The organism is Yersinia sp. Marseille-Q5920, assembly GCF_946902935.1.
In the GTDB taxonomy this organism is placed as follows: domain Bacteria; phylum Pseudomonadota; class Gammaproteobacteria; order Enterobacterales; family Enterobacteriaceae; genus Yersinia; species Yersinia rochesterensis.
In genome coordinates this window covers 243,995-268,572 of sequence record NZ_CAMPQA010000004.1, presented here as the reverse complement: position 1 = coordinate 268,572, position 24,578 = coordinate 243,995, and the positions used below count along the sequence as shown (strand labels likewise).

Here is a 24,578-nt window from a genome sequence, read left to right as displayed (position 1 = left end):
TGCAACGCACTTTAGCGTACAGTTGTACGCCGAACAAGTCCGATCAGCGTAATATACCCAGATAATTTTACGATTTGCACGCGGCGGGTCACATAGTTAGAATCGCCCTACCCCTTGAGATACGAGTCTTTAAACGTGAGCCACTCCCCAATCCAAACGGCAACATTAAGCTGGAATGAACAGGGTACACCTGTATCGGAACAGTTTGGTGACATCTATTTTTCCAATGAAGATGGACTGGAGGAAACTCACCACGTTTTTCTTAAGGGAAATGGCTTCCCCGAGCGCTTTGTACAGCACCCGCGAAATAACTGTATTTTTGCTGAGACAGGTTTTGGTACCGGGTTAAATTTCCTAACATTATGGCGCGATTTCGCCCAATTTCGCCAGCTTCACCCCTCGGCTAAACTCCAGCGTTTGCACTACATTAGCGTCGAGAAATACCCGCTTCAGATCGCCGATTTAGCCGCAGCCCATGACCATTGGCCGGAGCTAAGCTCTTTTGCCGAGCAACTGCGCGCCCAATGGCCATTGCCCCTTGCCGGGTGTCACCGCATTTTGCTGGCAGACGGAACTATCACGCTGGATCTATGGTTTGGTGATGTGAATACTTTGCTGCCACAGTTGGATTCCAGCTTGAATAATCAGGTAGATGCATGGTTCCTTGATGGGTTTGCGCCGGCTAAAAACCCTGATATGTGGAATGATACGCTGTTTAGTGCCATGGCTCGCATGGCAAGGCCGGGGGGCACATTTGCCACATTTACTGCTGCCGGATTTGTGCGCCGCGGGTTGCAACAAGCAGGATTCGACGTCGCGAAAGTCAAAGGTTTTGGCCAGAAACGCGAAATGCTGACCGGCACGTTGCCACACAACCTGCTTACTGACCAATACGCACCTTGGTATCATCGGCCCTCTGCTACCCATTGTGATGATATCGCGATTATCGGCGGAGGAATTGTCAGCGCATTAACCGCATTGGCCTTGCTGCGCCGTGGTGCCAAAGTCACACTTTACTGTGCTGATACGCAATCCGCCCAAGGTGCCTCAGGTAACCGGCAAGGTGCACTCTACCCACTGCTGAATGGCAAAAGTGATGCGCTGGAAACCTTCTTCACCCGCGCTTTTACCTTTGCCCGTCGTCAATATGACCAATTGCTTGAGCAAGGTATTCACTTTGACCATCAATGGTGTGGTGTCAGCCAATTGGCCTTTGACGAAAAAAGTCGTGGCAAGATTGATAAAATGCTGCAAACCGACTGGCCGGTATTACTTGCCGAAGCGATGAGCCGTGAACAACTGAGTGCGTTGGCCGGGTTAGATTGCGCTCACGACGGTATCCACTACCCCGCCGGTGGTTGGCTTTGCCCATCAGACCTCACTACAGCGCTCATGACGCTAGCGCAACAAAAGGGTATGACCTGCCACTATGGGCATGAACTGCATCAACTAGACCGGGTTGACGGGTTATGGCAACTCACATTCAAGCAATCGCTAGCAAGCAGACAACATGCCACTGTGGTGCTGGCCACAGGTCACCGCTTACCTGAATGGGAACAAACTCGGCACCTGCCGCTGTCGGCTGTGCGCGGGCAAGTTTCGCACATTCCTACCACGCCGATACTCAGCCAATTGCGGCAAGTGCTGTGCTACGACGGGTATCTGACGCCGGTAAACCCGGCGAATGAGCATCACTGTATTGGTGCCAGTTACCAGCGCGGTGATGTGGCGACTGATTTTCGTGCCGACGAACAGCAAGAAAACCGGGATCGCCTGTTACGTTGCCTGCCAAATGTCAGTTGGCCGCAGCAAGTGGATGTCAGTGATAATCAGGCGCGCTGCGGTGTGCGCTGTGCTATTCGTGATCATTTACCGATGGTGGGCGCAGTGCCTGATTACGCCGCAACACTGGCGCAATATCAGGATTTACAGCGAAAAGTCCAACGTGGTGAGGAAATTCCTCTCGCGCCGGTGTGGCCGGAGTTATTTATGGTGGGAGCTTTGGGATCACGCGGTTTGTGCAGTGCGCCATTGGTGGCAGAAATCCTAGCCGCACAAATGTTTGGCGAACCACAGCCATTAGATGCAACCACGCTAGCGGCACTGAATCCTAACCGATTTTGGATTCGAAAATTACTGAAAGGCCGGCCGGTGCAACCTCGCGATCCGATATTATCTTAGCCGGAGAATCGCGTAGTTAACTCCTGCGACTTCAAGGGCATATGAATCCCCAAAGTCATTGACGTCGCAGGTAGGCAGCAAGTGAACAAACCCCGATGAGCTTACACCGGTAAGTGATTCGGGTGCATGAGCGTAGCTAACACCCCTGCGGCTTCAAGGACGTATGAATCCACAAAGTCATTGACGTCGCAGGTAGGCAGCAAGTGAACAAACCCCGATGAGCTTACACCGGTAAGTGATTCGGGTGCATGAGCGTAGCTAACACCCCTGCGGCTTCAAGGACGTATGAATCCACAAAGTCATTGACGTCGCAGGTAGGCAGCAAGTGAACAAACCCCGATGAGCTTACACCGGTAAGTGATTCGGGTGCGTGAGCGTAGCTAACACCCCTGCGGCTTCAAGGACGAAGGGGATTTTGGGCTTGTTCCAACAAACGATCCCACAACCCCAAAACCAAAGCCTGATCCGGTGGAGAAAGCTCACCGGCTTTGATGGCCTTATCCAGACTGGTCTGCACCCGTGCATGTAGCTGCTCGGCAGTGTGCTCACCAAACTCTTCAGATTCAGCAACGGCCAATGTTAGATGCCCGCGCAGGTAGCCGCCCGCAAATAAATCATCATCGCTGGCGTACTCTACCATGTCATCTATCTGCGCCAAGATGCGCGTTTCGAACTCTGCGATCATCACTTCCCCTAAATTTTTCTTTTATATCAATGCAATATATAACGCTATACGAAATCTTCCGGGTAAGGGAAAAGCGCTGGCACCAACGGTGGCGTATTGTAAAACGATTGTAGCGCCTGAATAAAGCCCGCTGGTCGTGGGGATATGCCATTTTCCAAGTGCCATAGCACCTGTTCGCGTACTTTGCGCTGAAATGTAATGCGGTCTGGCTCGCAATCACCTTCCAGATTATCGCAACTGACATTGAACGGGAAACCCGCGGCCACACAAAACATCCACTCCAGCGCCTGCGGCTTGATTTCTACTGCTTCAAACTGGCTTTGCGTTAATGCATCACGCCCATCGGGACAGTACCAATAGCCAAAATCCACCAATTTACGGCGTTCTTCCCCGGCAATACACCAATGGGAGATTTCATGCATCCCGCTGGCATAATAGCCATGGGCGAAAATCACTCGATGATAAGAAAACTGCTCATCGGCGGGCAGATAGATAGGTTCATCATCGCCTTTCACCAACCGCGTATTATATTTCTCGCTAAAACAGGCATTAAAAATATCAATTAATTGCTGATAATCATGAGTCATGCTTGGGTCCGTAAGAGCACTATACTCGTCATACTTCAAGCTGCATGTGCGTTGGCTGCTCTCGTTACTCGGCCCGTCCATGGGCCTCACCTCTACGAGGCCGCTGCAAGCAGCGTTCAAATCGGCTCCCTGCAGATTTGTCACCCGAATCACTTACCTGAATAAGCTCATCGGGATTTACTCAATTGCCGCCTTCCTGCAACTCGAATGATTTAGAGTATAAAATATGAATTAAATTAGGCGAAAACGTGTAATCCTAGCCATGTGGAGATCTCGGCACCGTGGCTGTCGTACAGCAGCTTGCAGCTCATAACTAATGACACCACGACAATCATTGGGCGAATCAATTTCTGCCCCTTGGTCAAGACCATGTGAGCGCCAAGACGTGCGCCAAGAACTTGCCCCACCAGCATCACCAACCCAATACTCCACACCACTTTGCCGCCGACAATAAAGAAAATCAGGCTACCCAAATTGGAGGTGAAATTGAGCACTTTGGCATGTGCCGTGGATTTTGCCAGATTAAAACCGCACAGGGTCACAAAAGCCAAGGCATAGAAAGAACCGGCACCGGGGCCAAAGAAACCATCATAAAAGCCCACACCGCCACCGGCAATCAAAGCAAATGGCACCGCCGACAAACGGCGTTGCTGGTCAACTTCACCGAGCTTAGGGGTCACCAGAAAATAGACCCCAATACCTATGACCAGCAGCGGCAGGATTTGGCGCAGAATATCGGCCCGCATATGCTGGACTAAAATAGCGCCCAGCATTGATCCCACCACCGTAAGAGCAATGGTAAGCTTTTGTTCTTTCAGATTAACCGCCCCACGGCGGATAAAATAAAGGCTGGCGGAAAATGATCCACCGACCGATTGCAGCTTGTTGGTTGCCAAAACCTGTGCCGGAGGTAACCCCACCGCCAGCAGCGCCGGGACAGTCAGTAGCCCGCCGCCGCCCGCAATGGAATCAATAAATCCGGCCAATAGAGCGACTAAAAACAATATCCCCAAAACCGCAGGACCCAGGGCAAACCAATCCATGATTTATTCCGCAGCGAAGTGGTTATCCAGCAAAGCCTGACAGGAAGGTGGCAATGGCGGTGGTAAGGTTTTACCCGGTTTAGCACTTGGCTGATGGGGCTGGAACCAACTTTCCAATTCTGCGCCACACCCATCACCCGGCGGTGGCGTGTCTTGATCCAGACATTCCAGACTATCTGCCGGGCAACGCAAGCGCACATGCATATGGGCACGATGACCAAACCATGGGCGCACTTTATGCAACCAGGTACGGTCCACTCCGGCATCTAAACAAAGCTGCTTTTTAATCGCCGGATTGACGAAAATACGCGTGACTTCATCATCATTGGCGGCCAGTTTAATCAGGCTTTCAACTTGCGATTGCCATAATGCTGGCACCACTCGTTTACCATCAACAGCTACCAAATCAATAGGTTGCGGTTTTAATAATTGCTGCTGACTCCAGCGCTGTTTCGGCAATTGTAGCCAAATATCCACATCCAGCCCCGACTGATGGCTAGCATGTCCGCTGCTAAAACGCCCACCTGCTGGCATCGCCATATCACCAATCAACACCGTACCAAGCTGATTTTTCTGGGCTTTATCACTCAGCCGATGGATAAAATTCAGCAAATCAGGATGTCCAAAATAACGGCGTTGATCCGGGCGCATCACCTGATAGTCTGCCGATTCTAGCGGCAAAGGCATCGCGCCGATAACACAACCATTGGCAAAACCACCAATTGACTGCGGAGACCCCGCCACCGGGTGGGTAATCTGTTGCCATGGCGTCGCCGCCATAACCGGGCTGATGGCAACCAGTGCCAATAAGCCTGCTATCCATTTTTTCATGGTACTTACCAGCGCGGGACGTCTGAAACCACATCACCGCACTGTGCACGCTGGCGCAGCAGGTGATCCATTAACACAATTGCCATCATCGCTTCTGCAATCGGAACAGCACGAATGCCGACGCAAGGGTCATGGCGGCCACGGGTAATCATCTCAACCGCTTCGCCCTGCCGGTTAATCGTCTGCCCCGGAACCGTGATGCTGGAGGTCGGCTTCAACGCGATATGTGCTACAACTGGCTGTCCGCTGCTGATCCCACCTAGAATGCCGCCCGCATGGTTGCTTTGGAAACCTTGCGGAGTAATTTCATCGCGGTTTTCGCTACCACGTTTAGTGACCACCGCGAAACCATCACCAATTTCCACCCCTTTCACCGCATTGATGCTCATCAGCGCATGAGCTAAATCAGCATCTAAACGGTCAAAAACTGGCTCGCCTAAACCGACCGGGACATGTTCAGCCACCACAGTAATTTTGGCACCAATAGAGTCACCGGCCTTTTTCAGCTCGCGCATCAGGGCATCCAGTGACTCCAATTTGCTCACATCCGGACAGAAGAATGGGTTTTGCTCAACTTGATCCCAGTCAACCACATCACAGCTGATATCACCGATTTGTGCCAAATAGCCGCGTACCTGCACACCAAACTTCTGCGCCAGATATTTTTTCGCAATAGCACCGGCGGCAACGCGCATCGCCGTTTCACGGGCAGAAGAGCGGCCACCACCGCGATAATCGCGTACGCCGTATTTTTGCTCATAAGTGTAATCGGCGTGGCCTGGGCGAAATACATCTTTAATCGCACTGTAATCTTGTGAGCGCTGATCAGTATTTTCAATCATCAAGCCGATACTGGTACCGGTGGTGACACCCTCGAATACACCAGACAAAATGCGCACTTGATCCGGCTCGCGACGTTGAGTGGTATAGCGCGAGGTGCCAGGGCGACGTCGGTCGAGATCCAACTGGATATCAGCCTCGGTGATAGGAATTCCCGGTGGAACACCATCGATAATACATCCCAAGGCGATGCCGTGAGATTCACCAAAAGTGGTGACGCGGAAAAACTGCCCAATACTGTTCCCAGCCATCACGGCTCCTTGAATTCTAATAAGCACTTTGTCAGGCCGGTATTCGCCACCCTGACAGATTTAAAGTGAATAATTAATCACGATATATACTGAAATGTGGTGCGCAATCAATCAGTTGTTGTTTAGTCAACATAAAGACGCCGTCACCGCCATTGTCAAACTCCAGCCAAGTGAAAGGTACATCCGGATATTGATCCATTAAATGCACCATGCTATTGCCCACTTCGCAAATCAGCACACCATCATCTTGTAAAAAGTCTGGCGCACAGGCCAGAATGCGGCGGGCCAGTTTCAGACCATCACTACCCGCAGCTAAGCCCAGCTCAGGTTCAAAGCGGAACTCATCCGGTAAATCGGCCATATCTTCGGCATCAACATACGGCGGGTTGGTGACAATCAGGTCATATTTGATAGGCGGTAAATCACGGAATAGATCGGAGCGAATTGGCGTGACCTGATGCTCCATACCATGCTGCTGAATATTGTGCTCAGTGACTGCCAGCACATCGTTGGAGATATCAACAGCATCCACTTCCGCTTCCGGGAAGGCATAGGCACAAGCAATGGCAATACAGCCGCTGCCAGTACACATATCCAGAATATGTTTAGGTTGATGGCGAATCAGCCCATCAAAATTGTTATTAATCAGCTCGCCAATGGGTGAGCGTGGCACCAATACACGCTCATCAACATAATATTCCATGCCACAGAACCAGGCTTTATTAGTTAGGTAAGCAACTGGAATGCGCTCATTGACCCGGCGAATAACTCGCTCGACAATACGATGGCGCTCACTGGATGTCAGGCGCGCATTGCGCATATCTTCTGGAATATCTATCGGTAAAAATAGGCTTGGAAAAACCAATTGCACCGCTTCGTCCCACGGATTATCAGTACCGTGACCATAAAAAATATTGGCCGCATTAAAACGGCTGACTGCCCAACGCAGCATATCCTGAATGGTGTGCAGCTCATTTACTGCTTCGTCGACGAAAATCTTGTCCAAGGTATTCTCCAGCTAGGGCATAAAATCATTATCTATGCCCCTAGTTTGCCATGAAGCCCGCCACAAATCAGCAGCAATACATCAGTTGAATGATAACCAAATAATGAAATACACATTAAAGCCACCAATCTTAAGATTACATTTATTTAGACAGATGCATCTCAACAGGTAAACTGGGGAAATTGCACAAGTACGATGAACAGATAATGAAAAATAAATATCACCTGACAACAGATGAATTAGCACTATTTAAAGAGTCGATAGCCGGAGCCAAGAAGCTGAAACAAGACACAATTGTCCATCGTGTGCCGCCCAAACTCGGCAAAAAAATTGCGCCGGAACGATTGCTGCAAGAGCAGGTTGATGCCAGTCATTATTTTTCTGATGAATTCCAACCGCTATTAGATACCGACGGCCCGACGCGTTATGTGCGGCCTGGTGTTGATCATTTTGAAGTAAAAAAACTTCGACGGGGTGATTACTCACCCGATATGTTTTTAGATTTACACGGGTTAACCCAAAAACAAGCTAAGCAAGAGTTGGGAGCCTTGATTGCGGCCTGCAAACGCGAGCACGTGCATTGCGCCTGTGTTATGCATGGGCATGGCAAGCATGTTTTGAAGCAGCAAACCCCGCTGTGGTTGGCGCAGCATCCCGATGTGCTGGCATTCCATCAAGCCCCGAAAGAATGGGGTGGCACAGCGGCATTATTGGTGTTAATTGAGTTAGAGCAGTAGCCGGGTTGGCTGGTAGGATGCATTTTGCTGCCACACACATGCAGTTTGAAATATGGCGAGTAGAGGCGCGACAGTGATGCCGCACCTTATTGAACATTAGCTTATTGAACAATGGCTCAGATGATATTTAGCCGTGACAAGCTTTAGCTAAAAGTTGTGTCGGGCTAACCTGCCAGTCAAAAGTCCCCTTGCCAGTTTCGCCATCCAAATCAACACAAGCAATTGCTGAAGTCGCAAACATTGGCGGGCATTGCCCCGGACAAAGTTCAGCCACCAAATACCCGACCAGCGGCAAGTGCGAAATAACCAACACCGCAGCACAATCTTCTTTTGCCAGTGCTTGTAAATAGCAACAAACAAAAGCGGCATCCCCACCCGGGGTTAATTCTGGCATCACTTCCTGCTCAGCCGGAAGCGTCATCACCTCGCGCACCACTTCTAATGTTTGCCCCGCGCGTAAGTATGGGCTAACAAAAATCCTTTCAATATCGACTGACTGGTCGTTTAACCAGCTTGCCATCTGGCGTGATTCATCCTGACCACACAGAGTAAGAGGCCTTTGCGCATCACTGGGTGCGTTAAGGGCCGCGTCACCGTGACGCATAATGAAAACTTGCATATTGCACCGTTTTTGTTAACAAAATAACGCTATACAGAAACGCTTTGCGTGCTGTACCGCCGAAACCTTTGCTTGAAAGCAAAGAAACTTCATAACGATAACGCGCCGTCTCTCTATGGCGGCCGGGCATTTTGCCTGAAACTTAAGGTAAAGAAAATGGCTGTTTTTACACCAGCAACACCAACAGCCAACCTTGATTGGTTACAGAGTAACCATATCAACAGCTTAATCTAAACTCTATCACCTACACAATAAATGGCTATTCATTCATTTTGGCACAAATGGTCACTTTGCGTGGTTCTGATTTAAAGTAGCGCGGGTTGCTCTCAGTGTACAGCCACCTGAATGGTTAGAATTGCAGGTGGTGATCCCGTTCACACTCTTAATTATCGGGATTGACTGCCCGCTCATTCATACTATTTTCCGGCGGATAAAACCTTTGTTGCTGCTCAGCCATCGTGACCAATAATGAGCAAGGTTCAAAGCGCTCACCATACTGTTGCGCGAGCAAACTCAGTGTTTTTACCATTGTTTCTGCGCCCAGGTTATCCATATAGCGGAAAGGCCCGCCTAAAAACGGTGGGAAACCAATCCCAAACACCGCACCAATATCCCCATCGCGCGGGTTACGGATAATAGATTCATCCAGACAACGTGCGGCTTCATTCAGCATCATCATGACGCAACGCTGTGCTATCACGGCAGATTCTAGATGGGCCTTCGGTGTGACACCGAGTAAGGTATAAACGCTGGTGTCCACTTGCTTACCGGAACTTTTCTTCCACTTGAAACCGCTACTTTTAGCTGGATAAAGATAGAAACCGCGGCCATTTTTACGCCCTTTCCGCCCATCTTTCAAAATGACATCAAATGAAGGCGGCGCAGCAAAACGTGCCCCTAATTTCTCTACCAGAATGGGCATTATCTTGGTGCCCACATCAATCCCAACTTCATCCAACAAGGTTATCGGGCCTACCGGAAAGCCGAAATCGACCAGAGCTTTATCAATTAAATCGATAGGTTCACCATCTAATATACAGCGAGCTGCTTCATTAATGTATGGAGCCAAAATACGGTTTACATAGAACCCGGCACAATCTGCCACCACAATCGCTGTTTTTCCCTGTTTACGTGCTAAAGCAACAGTGGTTGCAATGGTTGCTTCGCTAGTCTTTGCATGCGGAATAACTTCCACCAATGGCATTTTATCCACCGGGCTAAAGTAATGCAGACCGATAACCTGCTCTGGCCGCTGTGCCTGTGCCGCGATATCACTTATCGGCAGTGACGAAGTGTTGGAAGCGAAAATGGTATGAGGTGCAGCGAAATGCTCAATATCTGCCACCATCTGCTGCTTCAACGACAAATCTTCAAATACCGCCTCAACCACAATATCCACATTACCAAAGCCACAATAATCAGTGCTGCCGGAAATCAGCATCATCTGGCGTTGCCGCTCTGCCGGGCGCATCCGCTTGCTACGCACCCGCTCGCCCAAGGTATCCCAGGTATATTTCAGCGCCTGGTTAATGCCTGTTGGATTGATATCTTTAATCCGAACCGGTAAACCCGCACGTGTTGCAGTCACATTGGCTATACCTCCGCCCATCAGCCCCCCACCTAATACCCCGACTCGATGGATAGCCCGAGGCTGTTCTTTGCCACCAGTCTCTTTTTTCAGCGCGGTGGTCGCAAAAAACAAGCTGCGTAATGCTGCTGACTCAGGAGACATTGCCAGCTCACCAAAGGCTTTTGCTTCGGCTTCATAACCCGCAGGGCCGCCGTGGTCTAACCCCTTACGCACCACATCAATAATACGCTCGGCTGCTGGATAATGACCTTTTGTCTTTGCCCGTGTTTTCTTACGAACAATATTAAATAACAATGATTTACCTAATGGGCCGCTAAGCAAACGCTCCTGCCACGGCAAGACGGGCTTATCAAGCCAACCGGCTTTAGCCCGCTGGATAGCCACATCAAGCAAAATATCGTGCGGCACCACGTCGTCCACCAGCCCCATTTTAAGTGCCTGACGGCCGCGAACCTGCCGGCCAGTCAATATCATATCCAGTGCCTTACTCACCCCCACCAGACGCGGCAAACGCTGGGTGCCACCGGACCCCGGCAACAGCCCAAGCTGTACCTCAGGCAAACCGAGCACAGTTTTATCATCCTGCGAGCAAATGCGGCTATGACACGCCAGCGCCAGTTCCAGACCACCGCCGAGGCAAGCCCCGTGGATAGCAGCGACTACCGGCACTGGAAATGCCGCAATTTGTGCCAGAATGGATTGCCCTTTCTGGGCCAGAACACGCGCATCTTGTGCGGTGCGACAAGCAGCAATCATGCTGATATCTGCACCGGCGATAAAAGAGTCCGGTTTGCCAGAAATAATAACTAAACCCTGTAATTGACTCAAAGCCTGCGCTTGTTGCAGTATTTCAGCAATTTGCTCTGCAAATTCAGCCTTTAAGGTATTAACTTTATCACCGACAACATCAATGGTGATGATACCAATATTATCGGGCCGAACATCGAGGGTGAAAACCGAATGGGCCGGAACGGCAGAGCCAACTATGGCTATTTCATCCCCGCGATTAAGAATATTTTCCTGGCTCATTACTCCACCTCCAAAATCATTGCGGCACCCAAACCACCCGCAGCACAGGCGGTTGTTAATCCTAACCCACCACCGCGGCGACGCAATTCATACAATGTTTGAGTGATCATGCGCGCACCGGTCGCGGCGAAAGGATGACCATAAGCAATTGATCCACCCAATACGTTGAATTTACTCATATCAACTTCACCAATTGCCTGACTGCGGCCCAGCTTTTCGCGTGCGAAGCTATCACTGGCGAACATTTTCAAGTTCGCTAATGTTTGTGCCGCAAATGCTTCATGCATATCAATGAGGGTTAAATCTGCCAGTGTTATTCCGGCGCGATCAAGTGCTAAGGGGGTTGCGTAGGAGGGGCCTAACAGCATGTCTTGCCAGACATCAATGGCCGAAAACGCAAAACTGCGCAGATAGCCTAATGGCTGTAAACCCAGCGCCTTAGCCTTTGACTCACTCATCATCATGACTGCCGCCGCACCGTCGGTCAGTGGCGTGCTGTTCGCCGCCGTGACACTGCCGTGCTTACGATCAAATGCCGGACGTAATTTGGCATATTGCTCCATAGTGGAATCTTTGCGGATATTATTATCTTCAGTGATAGCATCACGATAAGGCGGAATATAAGCTGTCATCACCTCATCTTGTAATAATCCCTGCTGCCAGGCCTGTGCCGCCATTTGGTGCGAGCGCAGCGCTAAAGCGTCCTGATCCTCGCGGCTAATACCATAGGTTTTTGCCATCTGTTCAGCGGTATCGCCCATCCGCAGGCCAGTTGAGTATTCTGCGACGGCTGGAGCCACCGGGAGCAAATCGCGCAGTTTTAACCGGCTAAATAATTTCAATCGTTGGGATAAAGTTCGTGCTTTATTGACGTCAACCAAGGTCCGCGCCAATGCTTTGCTGACACCGATGGGCAAAACAGAGGAAGAATCCGCACCACCGGCGATCGCCACAGTCACTGAACCAGCAATGATACTTTCCGCCACATTGGCCACCGCCTGAAAGCTGGTCGCACAGGCACGGGAGACACTGTAAGCATCAGTATGCACACTCATGCCGGTTCCCAGCACAATTTCCCGCGCGATGTTTGGCGCTTCTGGCATTTGGACGACTTGACCAAACACCAGTTGATCAATGAATTCAGGAGCAACACCGCTTCTGGCCAAGAGTTCACTGACCACAATTTTGCCTAAATCTACAGCAGGCACGCCGTGATAAGCAGTTGCCTGCTTGGCAAAAGGGGTTCGCAGTCCGCTGACTATGGCAATGCGATCGCCCTGGCGCGTCACTAGCGGTAATGGCTTACTCATACATGCTCCTGATAAGTCAAAGTGGCTTTTATTAAAGCATAACAAATAACAGGTCTGACCTGATCCAATTATTGTTAACCAAACATTTACATTTGGTAAACCTATAGAGCAGGAAAGTGGGAGCAGGAGCAACTTTTCACTATAAAAAGAAAGGAAAGGGAGGAACTGGCGGATGGATAAGACATATAAAGCCGAGGTTTCTGATGCAATAAATTCAGCACGAAATGCGAGAAGAGTACAAAAACAAACGCGAAGCAAAAAGCTCCGCGTTTTAGGGATATTCAGCTTACCTGAATCAACTTACAGTAAAGTGCGAATTAACGCAGGCCTAACTGGAAGATCATGGTTTCTGCCTGGCAGGAGAAAGTGAAATCAATGGTTAAGCGCACGCCATCTGTAGTTTCTTCCAACTTATGTTCGATCAGGCAAGGTTCAGATTCAACAGCCCGCGCTTTTTCAGTCAGCGTTTTCAGCATGGCTTCAGCATCAGCACGGTTGTCGAATACGCAGCTATAGGACGCGGTACAATCAGTATTGTCCATGATAGTGCCTACATCTATACAGCAGCAAGCTGCGGTTTCTTCCGCACTACAACGATTGATTGCATCTGACATCTTCAATTCTCCTCAACGGATATTTCAAAATAAACGCACATCAGCTATCAATTAACGCAGATAAGGCAGAGTGCAAAAAAATATTTTCTCTACTGTCATTTTACTCCCCTAGGTCACAAGGCACTAGGACTTACTGTTTATAGGCCTATTAAGTGACGGAAATCACGCTAAAATTGTTCACTCCCTCATCAATAATGTATGAATTGCTACCAAATTGTGATTTTTTTGTTAACTGCGTCTATTTTTTGCAATCAAATTTGACCAAATCCTAAAACATACTTGCAACACGCACACAGGTCGGACCTATACTTCAGCCACTGGTCTGCTTTGTCTGACCGATAACGGACCCTACAATCCCGCATTCTCTTGTTACGGTATGTAACATAGTTTAAATAAAACAATGAGGTTTTGGTCATGAACCAGAAAAACCTGTTTACCCGATCAGCTCTGGCAGCTGCAGTAGCACTGATTTCTTCGAACGTTTCTGCAGCTGGTTTTCAGCTGAATGAATATTCAGCAGCTGCATTGGGCCGCTCTTTCTCTGGTGAAGGCGCCGTTGCTGACAATGCTTCTGTTGGTAGCCGCAACCCCGCCGCAATGACTTTGTTCGACCGCCCTTCATTCTCCGGCGGCTTCGTGTATGTCGACCCAAACGTTGATATCAGTGGCACATCCCCCCTATCGGGCAGAAGTACCAGTGCCAAAAACATCGCGCCATCGGCGTGGATCCCCAATATCCACTTTATTATGCCGCTGAATGAGCAATGGGCGATTGGGGCTTCCGGTACTTCAAACTACGGTTTGGCCACTGAATTTAATGATGACTATATTGCCGGTTCTCTGGGGGGGCAAACTGACCTGAAAACCGCCAACCTGAACTTGAGCACAGCTTATCGCCTGAATGAAAACTTCAGCTTTGGTTTGGGCTTTAATGCGGTTTATGCCGATGCCAAGATTGTGCGCCATATTGGTGAAGCTGGTCGCGGAGTTATCCCGGCGAATACTGAAGTCACCCGGATGGAAGGGACCAAATGGGGCTATGGTTGGAATGCCGGCGTGCTGTATGAAGTGGATAAAGAAAACCGTTACAGCTTTACCTATCGTTCAAAAGTGAAAATCGACTTTGATGGTGATTTCAGCAGCCAGTTACCACCACCAGGTGGTACAGGTGGCGCAGTGATTCCAGGTGCATTGACCCTGAATCTGCCAGAAGTGTGGGAAGTGTCCGGCTACAATAAAGTCGCCCCTCAATGGGCTATTCACTACAGCCTGGCCTACACCAGTTGGAGCCAGTTCAAAGAGTTGAAAGCCACCGGAACCAACGGTAACACTCTGTTTGAAAAGCAAGAAGGCTTCCACGATGCTTACCGTATCGCGCTGGGTACCACCTATTATTACGATGATAACTGGACTTTCCGTACCGGTATTGCCTTTGATGACAGCCCGGTTCCAGCTGATAACCGCACTATCTCGATTCCAGACCAAGACCGTTTCTGGATAAGTGCCGGTACCACCTACGCCTTCAACAAAGATGCATCAGTTGACGTTGGTGTTTCCTATATGCATGGCCAGAACGTGCATATCACGGAAAAAACACCGGCTGCATTGGGCGGAACAACCTATCAGTTTGATTCTAAAGGTACCGCATTGCTGTATGGCGTGAACTTCAACTACGCCTTCTAATCGGCATGATTTAATCAATCATTGCCCACAAAAAAAAGCGCCTTACGGCGCTTTTTTATTTTCAGGCTAACATCTCTATCAGTTAGCTGAATCGATACTTTCCAAATCGCCCTGAATGGCTTGAGCATTGGAATTAACTTCCGGTTTTAGTTGCCCGCCATTCGCCAGGAAATCATAGCGCTGGAAGTAGGCTTCACGCACCATTAGATATGGGTCGGAGGAATTACGCAGCAAACCATCGGAATCCAATAGCTGCGCACGGGTTTCTACCCCTTCCAGCACCCATTTGCCCGCCGACATCCAGAAGGTCAGATAACTCAGCACTGGATAGACGTAATCAACCGCATCGCCCCCATCTTCACGAATGGTGAAACTACCATAGGCCGGTAATACCACATAGGGGCCATAACCGACATTGTAATGCCCCAAAGTGCTACCAAAACGGTGCGGAACTTCTTTCGCCAGTTTCGGGTTTGCCATACCGGCGACGTCAATTAACCCGCCCATCCCCAAAAGAGTGTTCAGGAAGAAGCGGTTAAAGTGCTTCATGGCATTGTACGGATCACCGACCAGGAAGCTATTGACCATGCTGGCCGGCTCTTCAAGGTTCCCCAAGAAGTTACTCATCCCATTACGGGCCGGTTGTGGCACATAATCACGCCAAACCACAGCCACCGGTCGCACGATATAAGGGTCAAGAACCTCATAGTTAAAATTGAACATTGCCCGGTTAAAACCTTCCAGCGGATCTGAGCGGCCCTGCTCCAAATTATCCGGCGAACGACTGGCACACCCCACTAAAAGCACGGTTGCAAAAGCCAGCCCAATCAGGCGGTAGTTCATATTGTTCTCCATGAAATTCTTACCAACCCCTTATATTTAAGGGATTTGTCTATTTATTTGAACATTAATAGTCTGGGGTTGCCCCTTCGCGACGAAATTCTGCACACCGCTTTCACCAAACCAGTCACCTGGCTGCGAATTCACAGTGCCGTCCAGTGAAATACGGACACGCACCTTCACCTGTTGCAACGAAGATAACAACCGCTCCGGCATCATTGCATTGCTATCATCGAGTGTTACTGATAGCGGAAAGCGGCTCAAAGGCAGCTGTTTTACCGCAACCGGGACTGGGTTTGAGCCATCCGTTACCGAGATAATCAGCGCGCCCTGCTGGGGTAATTTCTGCGCCGCCTCTGGTGACAGTGAGACCGCTATTTCCAGTGTAGCTGTTTCCTGCCCGGCCTGTGATTTAGCTTGCGCAATACTGCGTTTTATCACTTCTGTACGAGAATCGCCAGCAGGCAGCAATTTTAGCATAACTTCCCACGCGCCAATGGCTTGTTTAAAATCGCCCTGCTCAAAAGCATTAAAAGCTAATAAACTCATAGCGCGTAAATTAGTGTGATCCTGCCCAACCATAGTGCGCAGCATCTTGGTTGCCAGTTGATTATCCTGCGGATCATTGGAACGGGTCAGCACTTCAGCATAGCCGAACCTGACATCATCATTATCGGGCGCAAGTTGATAAGCTTTAGCGAAAGCTTGCGTGGCGGTCGTGGCGTTATTCAGTGCCATGCCCACTCTGCCAAGCATCATCCAATCATTAACGTTACGGGTATCTTGTTGCAGCGAGGTGCGTAATCCCAGCCCCAATCGTGCGATTTCCTCCATCGTCAGAGGCTCAGCCCGCTCATTGGCCACTCTGGCCCGTAATTCAGGCATTTGCGCTTCAACCTGATGCCACGCTTGTACTTGCGGCAAGCCACCTGTTTTCAGATATAGCCCGACCGAAACCACCACCAAAATCACCACGCCCGGCAGTAAAACCCAGCGATTGATGGGGCTGGCGTTTTCAGTAGATTCTTGTGGAATATCTGTCAGCAGATTTTGCTGTAATTCCTGAATCAATTCAGGCTGCTGATCTACCACTCCTTGGGCTTCATCCTCAGCCAGCTCAGATAACCGGTCTTGGTAAATCGCCTTGTTCAGCTCATCTCGGGTGGTCACCGCTGAATTCGTCTCTGATCGCAGCGCCGGAATGACCAACAAGGCACCCGCGACCGCCAGCAAAATAATCACTATCAGCCAAAAAGCCATTATGGTTTTTTCCTGTTCGTCTTTTTGTGTTGAGCCGAGATCTGTTTTTTAACAGTAGCCTTTTGTTCAGCCAGCAAAGTCTGTAACCGCTGCTGCTCCTGCGGCGAAAGCGCGGCTTCTTTCTCCACCCGCCGCCGGGCGCGCAGCACTACAATGATTGCGCCTATCAGGACAAACATTGCCGGGCCAATCCACAAAATCAAGGTTGCAGGGGTTACAGGTGGCTCATAGGTAACAAAGTTGCCATATCGAACCACCATATAGTCAATGATTTGCGGTTTGGAATTGCCCTGCTGCATCAGTTCATACACCTTGCCGCGCATATCAGCGGCAATGGTGGCATTGGAATCAGCAATGCTATTGTTTTGGCATTTAGGGCAGCGCAATTGCTCAGTTAACTCGCGATACTGCTGCTCCTGCTCCACCGAGCTAAAAGTGTAAGTATCAATGGCCGCCAAAGCATTGGTCGCCAAAATACCCCAGCTCAATATCAGGCCTAACGCCAGACTGAATAATCTCATGCGCCCCCCTGATACTTTTTATACAATGGCAAAATTTCCTGCTGCCAGACGCGATCATTGAGATCACCGGCATGGCGATAACGAATGATGCCCTGACCGTCGATCAAGAAAGTTTCTGGGGCACCATAAACCCCTAAATCCAGCCCCAGCATGCCATCGCCATCATACAAACTCAGCGCATAAGGATTACCCAGCGCATTGAGCCATTGGACGGCTTTGGCCCGGTCATCTTTATAGTTCAAACCCACCACCCGGATACCCTGCGCGGCCAGTTTATTCAGATATTCATGCTCGGCACGGCAAGTCGGGCACCAGGTCGCCCACACATTGAGTAGCATCGGCTTACCATCATGCAATATCGACTGATCAAAAGTTTTCCCCGGTTGCTCAAGGGACTCCAGTTTAAAAGTCGGCACCGGTTTGCCAATCAGCGCCGACTCCAACATGGTGGGATCATCGCCATTGGCATTTCGAGTCAGTTGCACCAAAAAAGCGACCACCAGCAGTAAAAACAGCACCAGCGGGATGAACATGAGCTTATTAAACGAAAATTGAGATTTCATTATTTAGCCTCCGTTGCAGCGCCGCGTTTTAACTTTTTACTCATCCGATAACGGGGATCAAACATACAGAAAATACCGCCGATGGCCATAAACACCCCGCCATACCAAATCCAGCGCACAAATGGCTTGTAATACAAGCGCACAGCCCATGAACCGTCATCCAGTTCTTCACCTAAAGCAGCATACAAGTCGCGCGTTAGGCCGCCGTCAATGGCCGCTTCCGTCATCATTGAGCGGGCCACACTGTAATAGCGTTTTTCTGCATGCAAGGTGGCTTCGGGCTTGCCGTTTCGGGTGACATCAATAATGCCGACGCCGCCGGTATAGTTTGCTCCTTTAATGTCGTGAACATCGCGGAATACAAAGTGATAATCGTGAATATCGATGCTATCACCGGCTTTCATGCGCACATCGCGCTCAACACTGTAATTCTGACTGAAGGCAATCCCAATCACAGTCACCGCCACCCCAAGGTGCCCCAGCACCATCCCCCAATGGCTGCGAGAAAGGTGGCTCAGGCCACGCCAGAAACCATGACGATGAGTGGCGCGCTCATGCAACTCCATCACGGTGAGGATAATCACCCAGATAGCCATCATCAGCCCGACCACGGTCATACCGGCGATAGTGTCTTGCAGCAACCACGGCACCAATATTGACAGCAGCAAAGTGACCACCAGCGCCACACCCAAGCGCTTATAAAGCTTACTCGGCTCATCGCGACGCCAGCGAACTAATGGGCCAATCCCCATTAATAGCGCCATCGGTGCCATCAGCCAGGTAAACATGGTATTAAAGAAAGGCTCGCCAATGGAGATACTGCCCAACCCAAGCTGTTTATGGACTAATGGCAGCAAAGTGCCGAGCAATACCACCAACATCGCCGCAATAAGCAGCACGTTATTGCCTAACAGGAAAGTCTCGCGCGAGAAGACTTCATGCTGAGTTCGGCTGCGCACTTGCGCGCCTTTAACCGCATACAGTAGCAAGGAGCCGCCGATGACAATCACCAAATACGCTAAAATAAACATGCCGCGCGCCGGGTCAGAAGCAAAAGAATGCACCGAAACCAACACGCCGGAGCGCACCAAGAATGTCCCCATCAAGCACAAGGAAAACGCGGTAATCGCCAACAAAACTGTCCAGGCTTTGAATGTTCCGCGCTTTTCGGTGACGGCCAATGAATGAATCAGCGCCGTGCCAGCCAACCATGGCATAAAGGAAGCATTTTCTACCGGATCCCAGAACCACCAACCGCCCCAGCCAAGCTCATAATAAGCCCAAGCTGAACCCAGCACGATCCCCATGGTCAGGAATACCCATGCGGCCTGAGTCCACGGACGTGACCAGCGAGCCCAAGCGCTATCCAGCCGCCCCGCCATTAAAGAAGCAATAGCAAAAGCAAATGCCACCGAGAAACCGACATAGCCCATATAGAGCAATGGTGGATGGAAAATCAGCCCGACATCTTGCAACAGCGGGTTTAAATCATTGCCATCAATCGGGAAGTCCGGCAAGGTGCGGTTAAAGGGGTTCGAAGTCAGAATAATAAACAGCAAGAAGCCGCCCGTAATCATCCCCAACACCGACAATACGCGGGCAACTGCATCATCCGGCATGGAGCGGCTAAACAGCGCCACCGCCAGTGACCAACAACTGAGCAGCAAGACCCACAGCAGCAGAGACCCTTCGTGCGCCCCCCAAGTTGCCGCAATGCGGTAATAGACCGGCAGATGTGAATTCGAGTTCGCCGCCACATAAGAGACGGTGAAATCATTCACCACAAATGCATATACCAAGCATATAAATGAAAGCGCAATGGTGGCAAACATACCGTAGGTCAATGGCCTACCGGTTGCCATCATGCGTGCATCTTGACGCGCCGCCCCCCATTGCGGATACAAACTCAGCAATAGCGAGAGAGCCAGCGCCAGACATAATAAGAAACCGCCAATTTCAGGAATCATGAAGCATTGCCCTCACCCACGGCGCTGTTATAGGCCTCCGCTGGGCGGATATGATTTTCTTTCATCGCCTCTTTCACTTCCGGTGGGGTATATTTTTCATCATGTTTTGCTAAGACTTCTTTGGCATTGATGGTGTTGTTTTCAGCAAAGACCCCTTGCGCCACCACCCCCTGCCCCTCACGGAACAGATCGGGCAGAATGCCGGTATAAGTGACGGTGACAACACCGCGAGCATCATAAACTTTGAAACTCATTTCCAACGTTTTTTCGTCGCGCTTCACCGACCCCGGCATCACCATACCGCCAATGCGCAAGCGCTGACCGATTTCCGGCTTCTCATGGCGCTCGCCCTTGCCCTGCAAAATTTCACCGGGGGTATAAAACAAATCAATATTAGCCCGCAGCGCATACAACACCAGAGTGGTGGTCAAACCGATGCCAATCAGCACCACAATCGCCAGATAGAGTCGACTTTTCCTACGTGGGTTCACTGTGTTTTCTCCTGCGAATGGGCCACATTTTTGGCTTGCTGAGTCGGGGCCTGATTTGCCTGACGAATACGTTGCTCTCTCGCCTCACGGCGCTGAATATCCGCTAATAACTGTTTGTGTTGCCATAGGGTATGTGCCCACAAGCTCAACAGTGACAGTAAAGTGGCGGCCACCGCCAGCCAGACATAAAAGGCGTAGCCGCCCATGGCAAAAAATGCCGCCCAAGAATGAAAGGCCGGATTCATACGCGAGGCTCCTTACGCAAGAGAGCGGCAACCCAAGGGCGATGCCGCTCTTGTTGCAAAATCAGATTGCGCAAACGCATTAATGTCAGAGTGATAAAGAAGAATAAATAGCCAAAAATGGCCCAGCGCAGTGGTGAACGCATGCTCGGATCAATGCTTTGCTGCATGTTAGTGGAACCCTGATGCAAGGTGTTCCACCACACGACAGAGAAATGAATGATGGGAATATTGACCACGCCGACCAATACCAAAATACCGGCAGCTCGCCCCGCCAATTTGCGGTCTTCGAAGGCGTTATACAGGGCGATCACCCCCAGATAAAGGAACAATAGCACTAACTCAGAAGTCAGCCGCGCGTCCCAGATCCACCAAGTTCCCCACATCGGTTTACCCCAAGCCGAACCGGTGACCAAAGCAATAAAGGTGAACACCGCGCCCACCGGGGCCATAGCCGCGACCAGGTTATCGGACATTTTTATTTGCCAGATTAAACCAACAAACGCCGCGATAGCCATCGACATATAAATGCCCATCGACCAAATTGCTGCCGGAACATGCAAGTACATGATACGGAAGCTATTACCTTGTTGGTAATCCGATGGAGCAAAACCAAGCCCCCACACCCAGCCCACAATCAAGCAGACAGCAGCCCCAATCGCCAGCCATGGAATAAATCGGCCACACAGCTGATAGAGCCGCTCGGGTTTAGCGAATTGATGAAACCATTTCCACATTTTTCATTGCTCACATTAAAATTGGACGGGCATCACCGTCTTGGCAATACCGGTGCAGGGTACGGCGCACAATCTGCTCTGACTGGCGTGGGCTACCGCGCTTAAGCTTCTGAAAATCGGTACTCTTTTCTTTTTACAAATCTTTTCTGACAAACAACCTGCTTGCAGCCAGCCCTAAACAGCTAGTGCACACTTACTCTCAATGCAGCGGCGGTAGCAAAAGGCGTCAGTGTCGCACTCCCTGCCAACATGGCTCCCAAAATCGCCAGATAGCCGTCGATGGGGAGTGACATAGACGCGGCATCAATGGCCGCCGTGGCAAATATCAACACCGGGATATACAGCGGCAACACCAATAAACTCAGCAGAACCCCACCTTTGCGTAATCCCACCGTCAGCGCGACGCCAATAGCGCCGATAAAACTTAAGGTCGGCGTCCCCAAAAGCAACGTTAGCGCCATCGCAATGGCGGTATTACTGTCGAGGGAAAGCAACAACGCGACCAGCGGTGATAAAATCAGTAAAGGTAGCCCGGTAACAACCCAGTGAGCACACACTTTGCCTAGCACCGTGAGTGCCAGCGGGCTAGGTAATAACAGCAACTGCTCAAGAGAGCCATCGTAGAAATCATCACGGAAGAGCCGCTCCAGTGATAATAATGATGCTAATAATGCTGCGACCCAGACAATACCGGGGGCAATGCGCGCCAATAATTGTGGTTCGGGGCCAATACCCAGTGGAAACAAGGTGATAACAATCAGAAAAAACCAGAGTGGATTAACAATTTCTGCACCTTTTCTGAAGGCAATTTTCAATTCACGGCGCAACACGCTAATAAACATTAATTCACCTGCGTGTTGGTTAAACGGATTTTACGCACCTGCTGCCCAACACCATCCAAATCCTGATGGGTGGTAAGCAGCACCATGCCCCCTTTGGCGGCATGCTCCACAAACAGAGGCAACAACGTGCTAACGCCCTGCTTATCAATCGCGGTCAATGGTTCATCCAAAATCCATAATGGCGCTTGACTCAACCACAAACGGGCCAAAGCCACCCGTCGCTGCTGGCCGGCAGACAACTGCGATACCGGTAAATCTTCATATCCCACCAGCCCGACTTGAGACAAGGCCTGCCAGATTGCAGCACTATCAACCTGTTGAAAAACCGACTGATAAAATGCCAGATTTTCAAAAGGAGTCAGGACAGACTTGATTCCCGGCTGATGGCCTAAAAATAATAAATCCTGATGATAGCGGGCGCGATCGCGGCGGATGTTTTCTCCCCGCCAATGCACCTGTCCTTCGTCGGCATCAGCCAACCCCGCCAGAATGCGCAATAAGCTGGTTTTACCCGCCCCATTTTGCCCCTCTACCTGCACAATCTCTCCCGCAGCCACACAAAAACTGAGCTGTTGGAATAAGCGTCTTTCATCTCGGATGCAGGTCAGGTTTTTAGCTTCCAGCATGAAGGATTGTCTTCCACCGTAGGATTGTGAGTTCAGGAAAACCGAATGATAACATAAGGCTTAATCCTTACGTAGCGTAGGTCTAACCCTACCCCTACCCTTATAGAGGTATTATTCGGCATTAAGATCAAGTTTCTGTAGAAAAAACCTACAACATTAAAACCGGGTAACTTTTTATTTCAGTGCTCATCACCAAAAGAATCGCGAACCCCCATTTGCAACTATGCTTATTGCTCAGCTCGTTATTTTCTTCACTAACCGGGAATCCCCTATGAGTAATGAAAAACAACCTCAGGATAAGGGTGATTTGAAAGCGGAAAGTGATGAGCAGCATGAAGTACAGGAAATTGAAGTGAATGAAAAAAACCTCCCCTCCAAAGCCGCGGCTATTCATGAAATTATCCGCGTCGACGGTGAAAAAGAGTTAGAGCGCGACAGTTTTGCACTGCTCTGGTCGGCGGTCGCTGCCGGGCTTTCAATGGGAGCATCCTTGATTGCCAAAGGTATTTTTCACGCAAAATTGCCGGATACCCCGGCCAGCTTTCTGTTGGAGAATATCGGCTATACCTTTGGTTTTATTATTGTCATTATGGCCCGTCAACAACTCTTTACTGAAAATACCGTCACGCCGGTGCTGCCAATAATGCAAAAACCCAGCCGTCAAAACTTCATCCTGCTATTTCGGCTCTGGGGTCTGGTTTTATTGGGCAATCTGATTGGTACAGGGATAGCGGCTTATTCCTTTATTCATATGCCGATATTTGACGATACCACGCGCAGGGCATTTGTCAGTATTGCTCAAGGGGTAATGGAGAGTTCTCCGGGAGAGATGTTCGCTAAAGGAATATTTTCTGGTTGGATCATTGCCACTCTGGTGTGGATGATGCCCTCCGCAGGGGCCGCCAAAATATGGGTGATTTTCCTGATGACCTATTTAGTCGCTTTATGTGACCTAACCCACATTGTGGTCGGCTCGGTGGAGATCTTCTATTTGGTATTTAACGACTCAATACCCTGGCAGAAATTTATTTACCCTTTCGCCCTCCCGACACTGGCGGGTAATATTATCGGTGGCACCTTTATTTTTGCCCTGATCAGTCATGCGCAGATCCGCAGTGATATGACCCATCGACCTAAAAAAAGTGACAAAGTGGACAAAAGCACATCATCTTCCCGTAAGTAACAGCACCGATTCAGACTCTCTGAGCTATTGGTTTTAGGTTATCAATACCATTTATTCACTATAAATTGGCGATAGAGTAACCAAACAGACAGCTAACTGCTTATTATCTGGGTCAAAATGCGTATAATGCTCCGGCAGTACACTTCATCGGCAGCCACCCTGCCGCTGATCGGGTCCCCGTAGTTAAACGGATATAACAAGCCCCTCCTAAGGGCTAGTTACTGGTTCGATTCCAGTCGGGGACACCATTAGCACTTCTCAGCACATCCCACTAAGTCCATAAAACCCTGTTAAAACAA

24 protein-coding genes and 1 tRNA gene are annotated in these 24,578 nt (G+C 49.9%); 5 read left to right on the top strand and 20 right to left on the bottom strand.

Going from position 1 to position 24,578, the window contains the following annotated elements; all coding sequences use genetic code 11:
* The first annotated feature begins 135 nt into the window (after positions 1-135).
* Positions 136-2,181, top strand: coding sequence for a bifunctional tRNA (5-methylaminomethyl-2-thiouridine)(34)-methyltransferase MnmD/FAD-dependent 5-carboxymethylaminomethyl-2-thiouridine(34) oxidoreductase MnmC (gene mnmC / locus OVO64_RS08050; RefSeq protein ID WP_145509500.1), 2,046 nt, complete (start codon positions 136-138; stop codon positions 2,179-2,181).
* A 397-nt stretch (positions 2,182-2,578) separates the two neighbouring features.
* Here mnmC and OVO64_RS08045 read toward each other — a convergent pair whose 3' ends face one another.
* From OVO64_RS08045 to prmB, 6 genes are all read right to left on the bottom strand, one after another.
* Positions 2,579-2,866, bottom strand: coding sequence for a YfcL family protein (locus OVO64_RS08045; protein WP_038631710.1), 288 nt, complete (start codon positions 2,864-2,866; stop codon positions 2,579-2,581).
* A 44-nt stretch (positions 2,867-2,910) separates the two neighbouring features.
* Positions 2,911-3,453 carry an elongation factor P hydroxylase gene (locus OVO64_RS08040; protein WP_038631707.1) on the bottom strand — a complete coding sequence of 181 codons (543 nt, stop codon included), beginning with the start codon at positions 3,451-3,453 and terminating at the stop codon, positions 2,911-2,913.
* Positions 3,454-3,689: 236 nt separating this feature from the next.
* Entirely contained in the window at positions 3,690-4,496 is an 807-nt protein-coding gene (locus tag OVO64_RS08035; protein ID WP_145586926.1) for a sulfite exporter TauE/SafE family protein, read from the bottom strand.
* Between the two features lie 3 nt (positions 4,497-4,499).
* Positions 4,500-5,327 (bottom strand): penicillin-insensitive murein endopeptidase, encoded by an 828-nt coding sequence (gene mepA / locus OVO64_RS08030; RefSeq protein WP_038631704.1) that lies wholly within the window; start codon positions 5,325-5,327, stop codon positions 4,500-4,502.
* A gap of 5 nt (positions 5,328-5,332) precedes the next feature.
* Positions 5,333-6,418 (bottom strand): chorismate synthase, encoded by a 1,086-nt coding sequence (aroC, locus tag OVO64_RS08025; protein ID WP_038631702.1) that lies wholly within the window; start codon positions 6,416-6,418, stop codon positions 5,333-5,335.
* A gap of 73 nt (positions 6,419-6,491) precedes the next feature.
* The gene (gene prmB, locus OVO64_RS08020; RefSeq protein ID WP_038631700.1) at positions 6,492-7,424 is read right to left on the bottom strand and encodes a 50S ribosomal protein L3 N(5)-glutamine methyltransferase; all 933 of its coding nucleotides are present in this window, start codon (positions 7,422-7,424) and stop codon (positions 6,492-6,494) included.
* Between the two features lie 206 nt (positions 7,425-7,630).
* Between prmB and smrB the strand changes: the two genes are divergently transcribed.
* Positions 7,631-8,161: an endonuclease SmrB gene (smrB, locus tag OVO64_RS08015; protein WP_038631698.1), complete on the top strand. Its 531-nt coding sequence runs from the start codon at positions 7,631-7,633 to the stop codon at positions 8,159-8,161.
* Between the two features lie 127 nt (positions 8,162-8,288).
* Here smrB and sixA read toward each other — a convergent pair whose 3' ends face one another.
* From sixA to OVO64_RS07995, 4 genes are all read right to left on the bottom strand, one after another.
* Positions 8,289-8,780, bottom strand: coding sequence for a phosphohistidine phosphatase SixA (gene sixA / locus OVO64_RS08010; protein ID WP_038631694.1), 492 nt, complete (start codon positions 8,778-8,780; stop codon positions 8,289-8,291).
* Between the two features lie 382 nt (positions 8,781-9,162).
* Positions 9,163-11,400 carry a fatty acid oxidation complex subunit alpha FadJ gene (gene fadJ, locus OVO64_RS08005; protein WP_186377397.1) on the bottom strand — a complete coding sequence of 746 codons (2,238 nt, stop codon included), beginning with the start codon at positions 11,398-11,400 and terminating at the stop codon, positions 9,163-9,165.
* The gene (fadI, locus tag OVO64_RS08000) at positions 11,400-12,710 is read right to left on the bottom strand and encodes an acetyl-CoA C-acyltransferase FadI (protein ID WP_145586928.1); all 1,311 of its coding nucleotides are present in this window, start codon (positions 12,708-12,710) and stop codon (positions 11,400-11,402) included. Before fadI ends, fadJ begins: the two co-directional genes overlap by 1 nt.
* A 317-nt stretch (positions 12,711-13,027) precedes the next feature.
* The gene (locus tag OVO64_RS07995; protein ID WP_072076414.1) at positions 13,028-13,324 is read right to left on the bottom strand and encodes a YfcZ/YiiS family protein; all 297 of its coding nucleotides are present in this window, start codon (positions 13,322-13,324) and stop codon (positions 13,028-13,030) included.
* A gap of 414 nt (positions 13,325-13,738) precedes the next feature.
* Between OVO64_RS07995 and fadL the strand changes: the two genes are divergently transcribed.
* Positions 13,739-15,007 (top strand): long-chain fatty acid transporter FadL, encoded by a 1,269-nt coding sequence (gene fadL / locus OVO64_RS07990; protein ID WP_050094471.1) that lies wholly within the window; start codon positions 13,739-13,741, stop codon positions 15,005-15,007.
* Between the two features lie 78 nt (positions 15,008-15,085).
* Here the strand turns inward: fadL and mlaA are convergent, their stop codons facing one another.
* The 10 genes from mlaA to ccmA form a co-directional block, all read right to left on the bottom strand.
* Positions 15,086-15,850 (bottom strand): phospholipid-binding lipoprotein MlaA, encoded by a 765-nt coding sequence (gene mlaA / locus OVO64_RS07985; protein WP_072088986.1) that lies wholly within the window; start codon positions 15,848-15,850, stop codon positions 15,086-15,088.
* A gap of 36 nt (positions 15,851-15,886) precedes the next feature.
* Entirely contained in the window at positions 15,887-17,107 is a 1,221-nt protein-coding gene (ccmI, locus tag OVO64_RS07980) for a c-type cytochrome biogenesis protein CcmI (RefSeq protein WP_038631682.1), read from the bottom strand.
* Positions 17,107-17,628: a cytochrome c-type biogenesis protein gene (locus OVO64_RS07975; protein WP_145509499.1), complete on the bottom strand. Its 522-nt coding sequence runs from the start codon at positions 17,626-17,628 to the stop codon at positions 17,107-17,109. The genes ccmI and OVO64_RS07975 overlap by 1 nt, the downstream gene beginning before the upstream one ends.
* A complete protein-coding gene (locus tag OVO64_RS07970; protein ID WP_038631678.1) occupies positions 17,625-18,191 on the bottom strand; it encodes a DsbE family thiol:disulfide interchange protein in 567 nt (188 codons plus the stop codon). The genes OVO64_RS07975 and OVO64_RS07970 overlap by 4 nt, the downstream gene beginning before the upstream one ends.
* A complete protein-coding gene (locus OVO64_RS07965) occupies positions 18,191-20,158 on the bottom strand; it encodes a heme lyase CcmF/NrfE family subunit (RefSeq protein ID WP_038631676.1) in 1,968 nt (655 codons plus the stop codon). The genes OVO64_RS07970 and OVO64_RS07965 overlap by 1 nt, the downstream gene beginning before the upstream one ends.
* Positions 20,155-20,649, bottom strand: coding sequence for a cytochrome c maturation protein CcmE (gene ccmE / locus OVO64_RS07960; RefSeq protein WP_038631673.1), 495 nt, complete (start codon positions 20,647-20,649; stop codon positions 20,155-20,157). The genes OVO64_RS07965 and ccmE overlap by 4 nt, the downstream gene beginning before the upstream one ends.
* Positions 20,646-20,894, bottom strand: a complete 249-nt coding sequence (ccmD, locus tag OVO64_RS07955; protein ID WP_038631671.1) for a heme exporter protein CcmD — start codon at positions 20,892-20,894, stop codon at positions 20,646-20,648. Before ccmD ends, ccmE begins: the two co-directional genes overlap by 4 nt.
* Positions 20,891-21,628 carry a heme ABC transporter permease gene (locus tag OVO64_RS07950; protein ID WP_038631668.1) on the bottom strand — a complete coding sequence of 246 codons (738 nt, stop codon included), beginning with the start codon at positions 21,626-21,628 and terminating at the stop codon, positions 20,891-20,893. Before OVO64_RS07950 ends, ccmD begins: the two co-directional genes overlap by 4 nt.
* A gap of 182 nt (positions 21,629-21,810) precedes the next feature.
* Entirely contained in the window at positions 21,811-22,470 is a 660-nt protein-coding gene (gene ccmB, locus OVO64_RS07945; RefSeq protein ID WP_038631665.1) for a heme exporter protein CcmB, read from the bottom strand.
* Positions 22,470-23,096, bottom strand: coding sequence for a cytochrome c biogenesis heme-transporting ATPase CcmA (gene ccmA, locus OVO64_RS07940; protein ID WP_038631661.1), 627 nt, complete (start codon positions 23,094-23,096; stop codon positions 22,470-22,472). The genes ccmB and ccmA overlap by 1 nt, the downstream gene beginning before the upstream one ends.
* A gap of 271 nt (positions 23,097-23,367) precedes the next feature.
* On the opposite strand from ccmA, the gene OVO64_RS07935 reads away from it, so the two are divergent.
* Together OVO64_RS07935 and OVO64_RS07930 are read left to right on the top strand one after the other, a co-directional pair.
* Positions 23,368-24,279 carry a formate/nitrite transporter family protein gene (locus OVO64_RS07935; protein ID WP_038631658.1) on the top strand — a complete coding sequence of 304 codons (912 nt, stop codon included), beginning with the start codon at positions 23,368-23,370 and terminating at the stop codon, positions 24,277-24,279.
* Positions 24,280-24,452: 173 nt separating this feature from the next.
* Positions 24,453-24,527 (top strand) — tRNA-Arg (locus OVO64_RS07930).
* Positions 24,528-24,578: the final 51 nt, after the last annotated feature.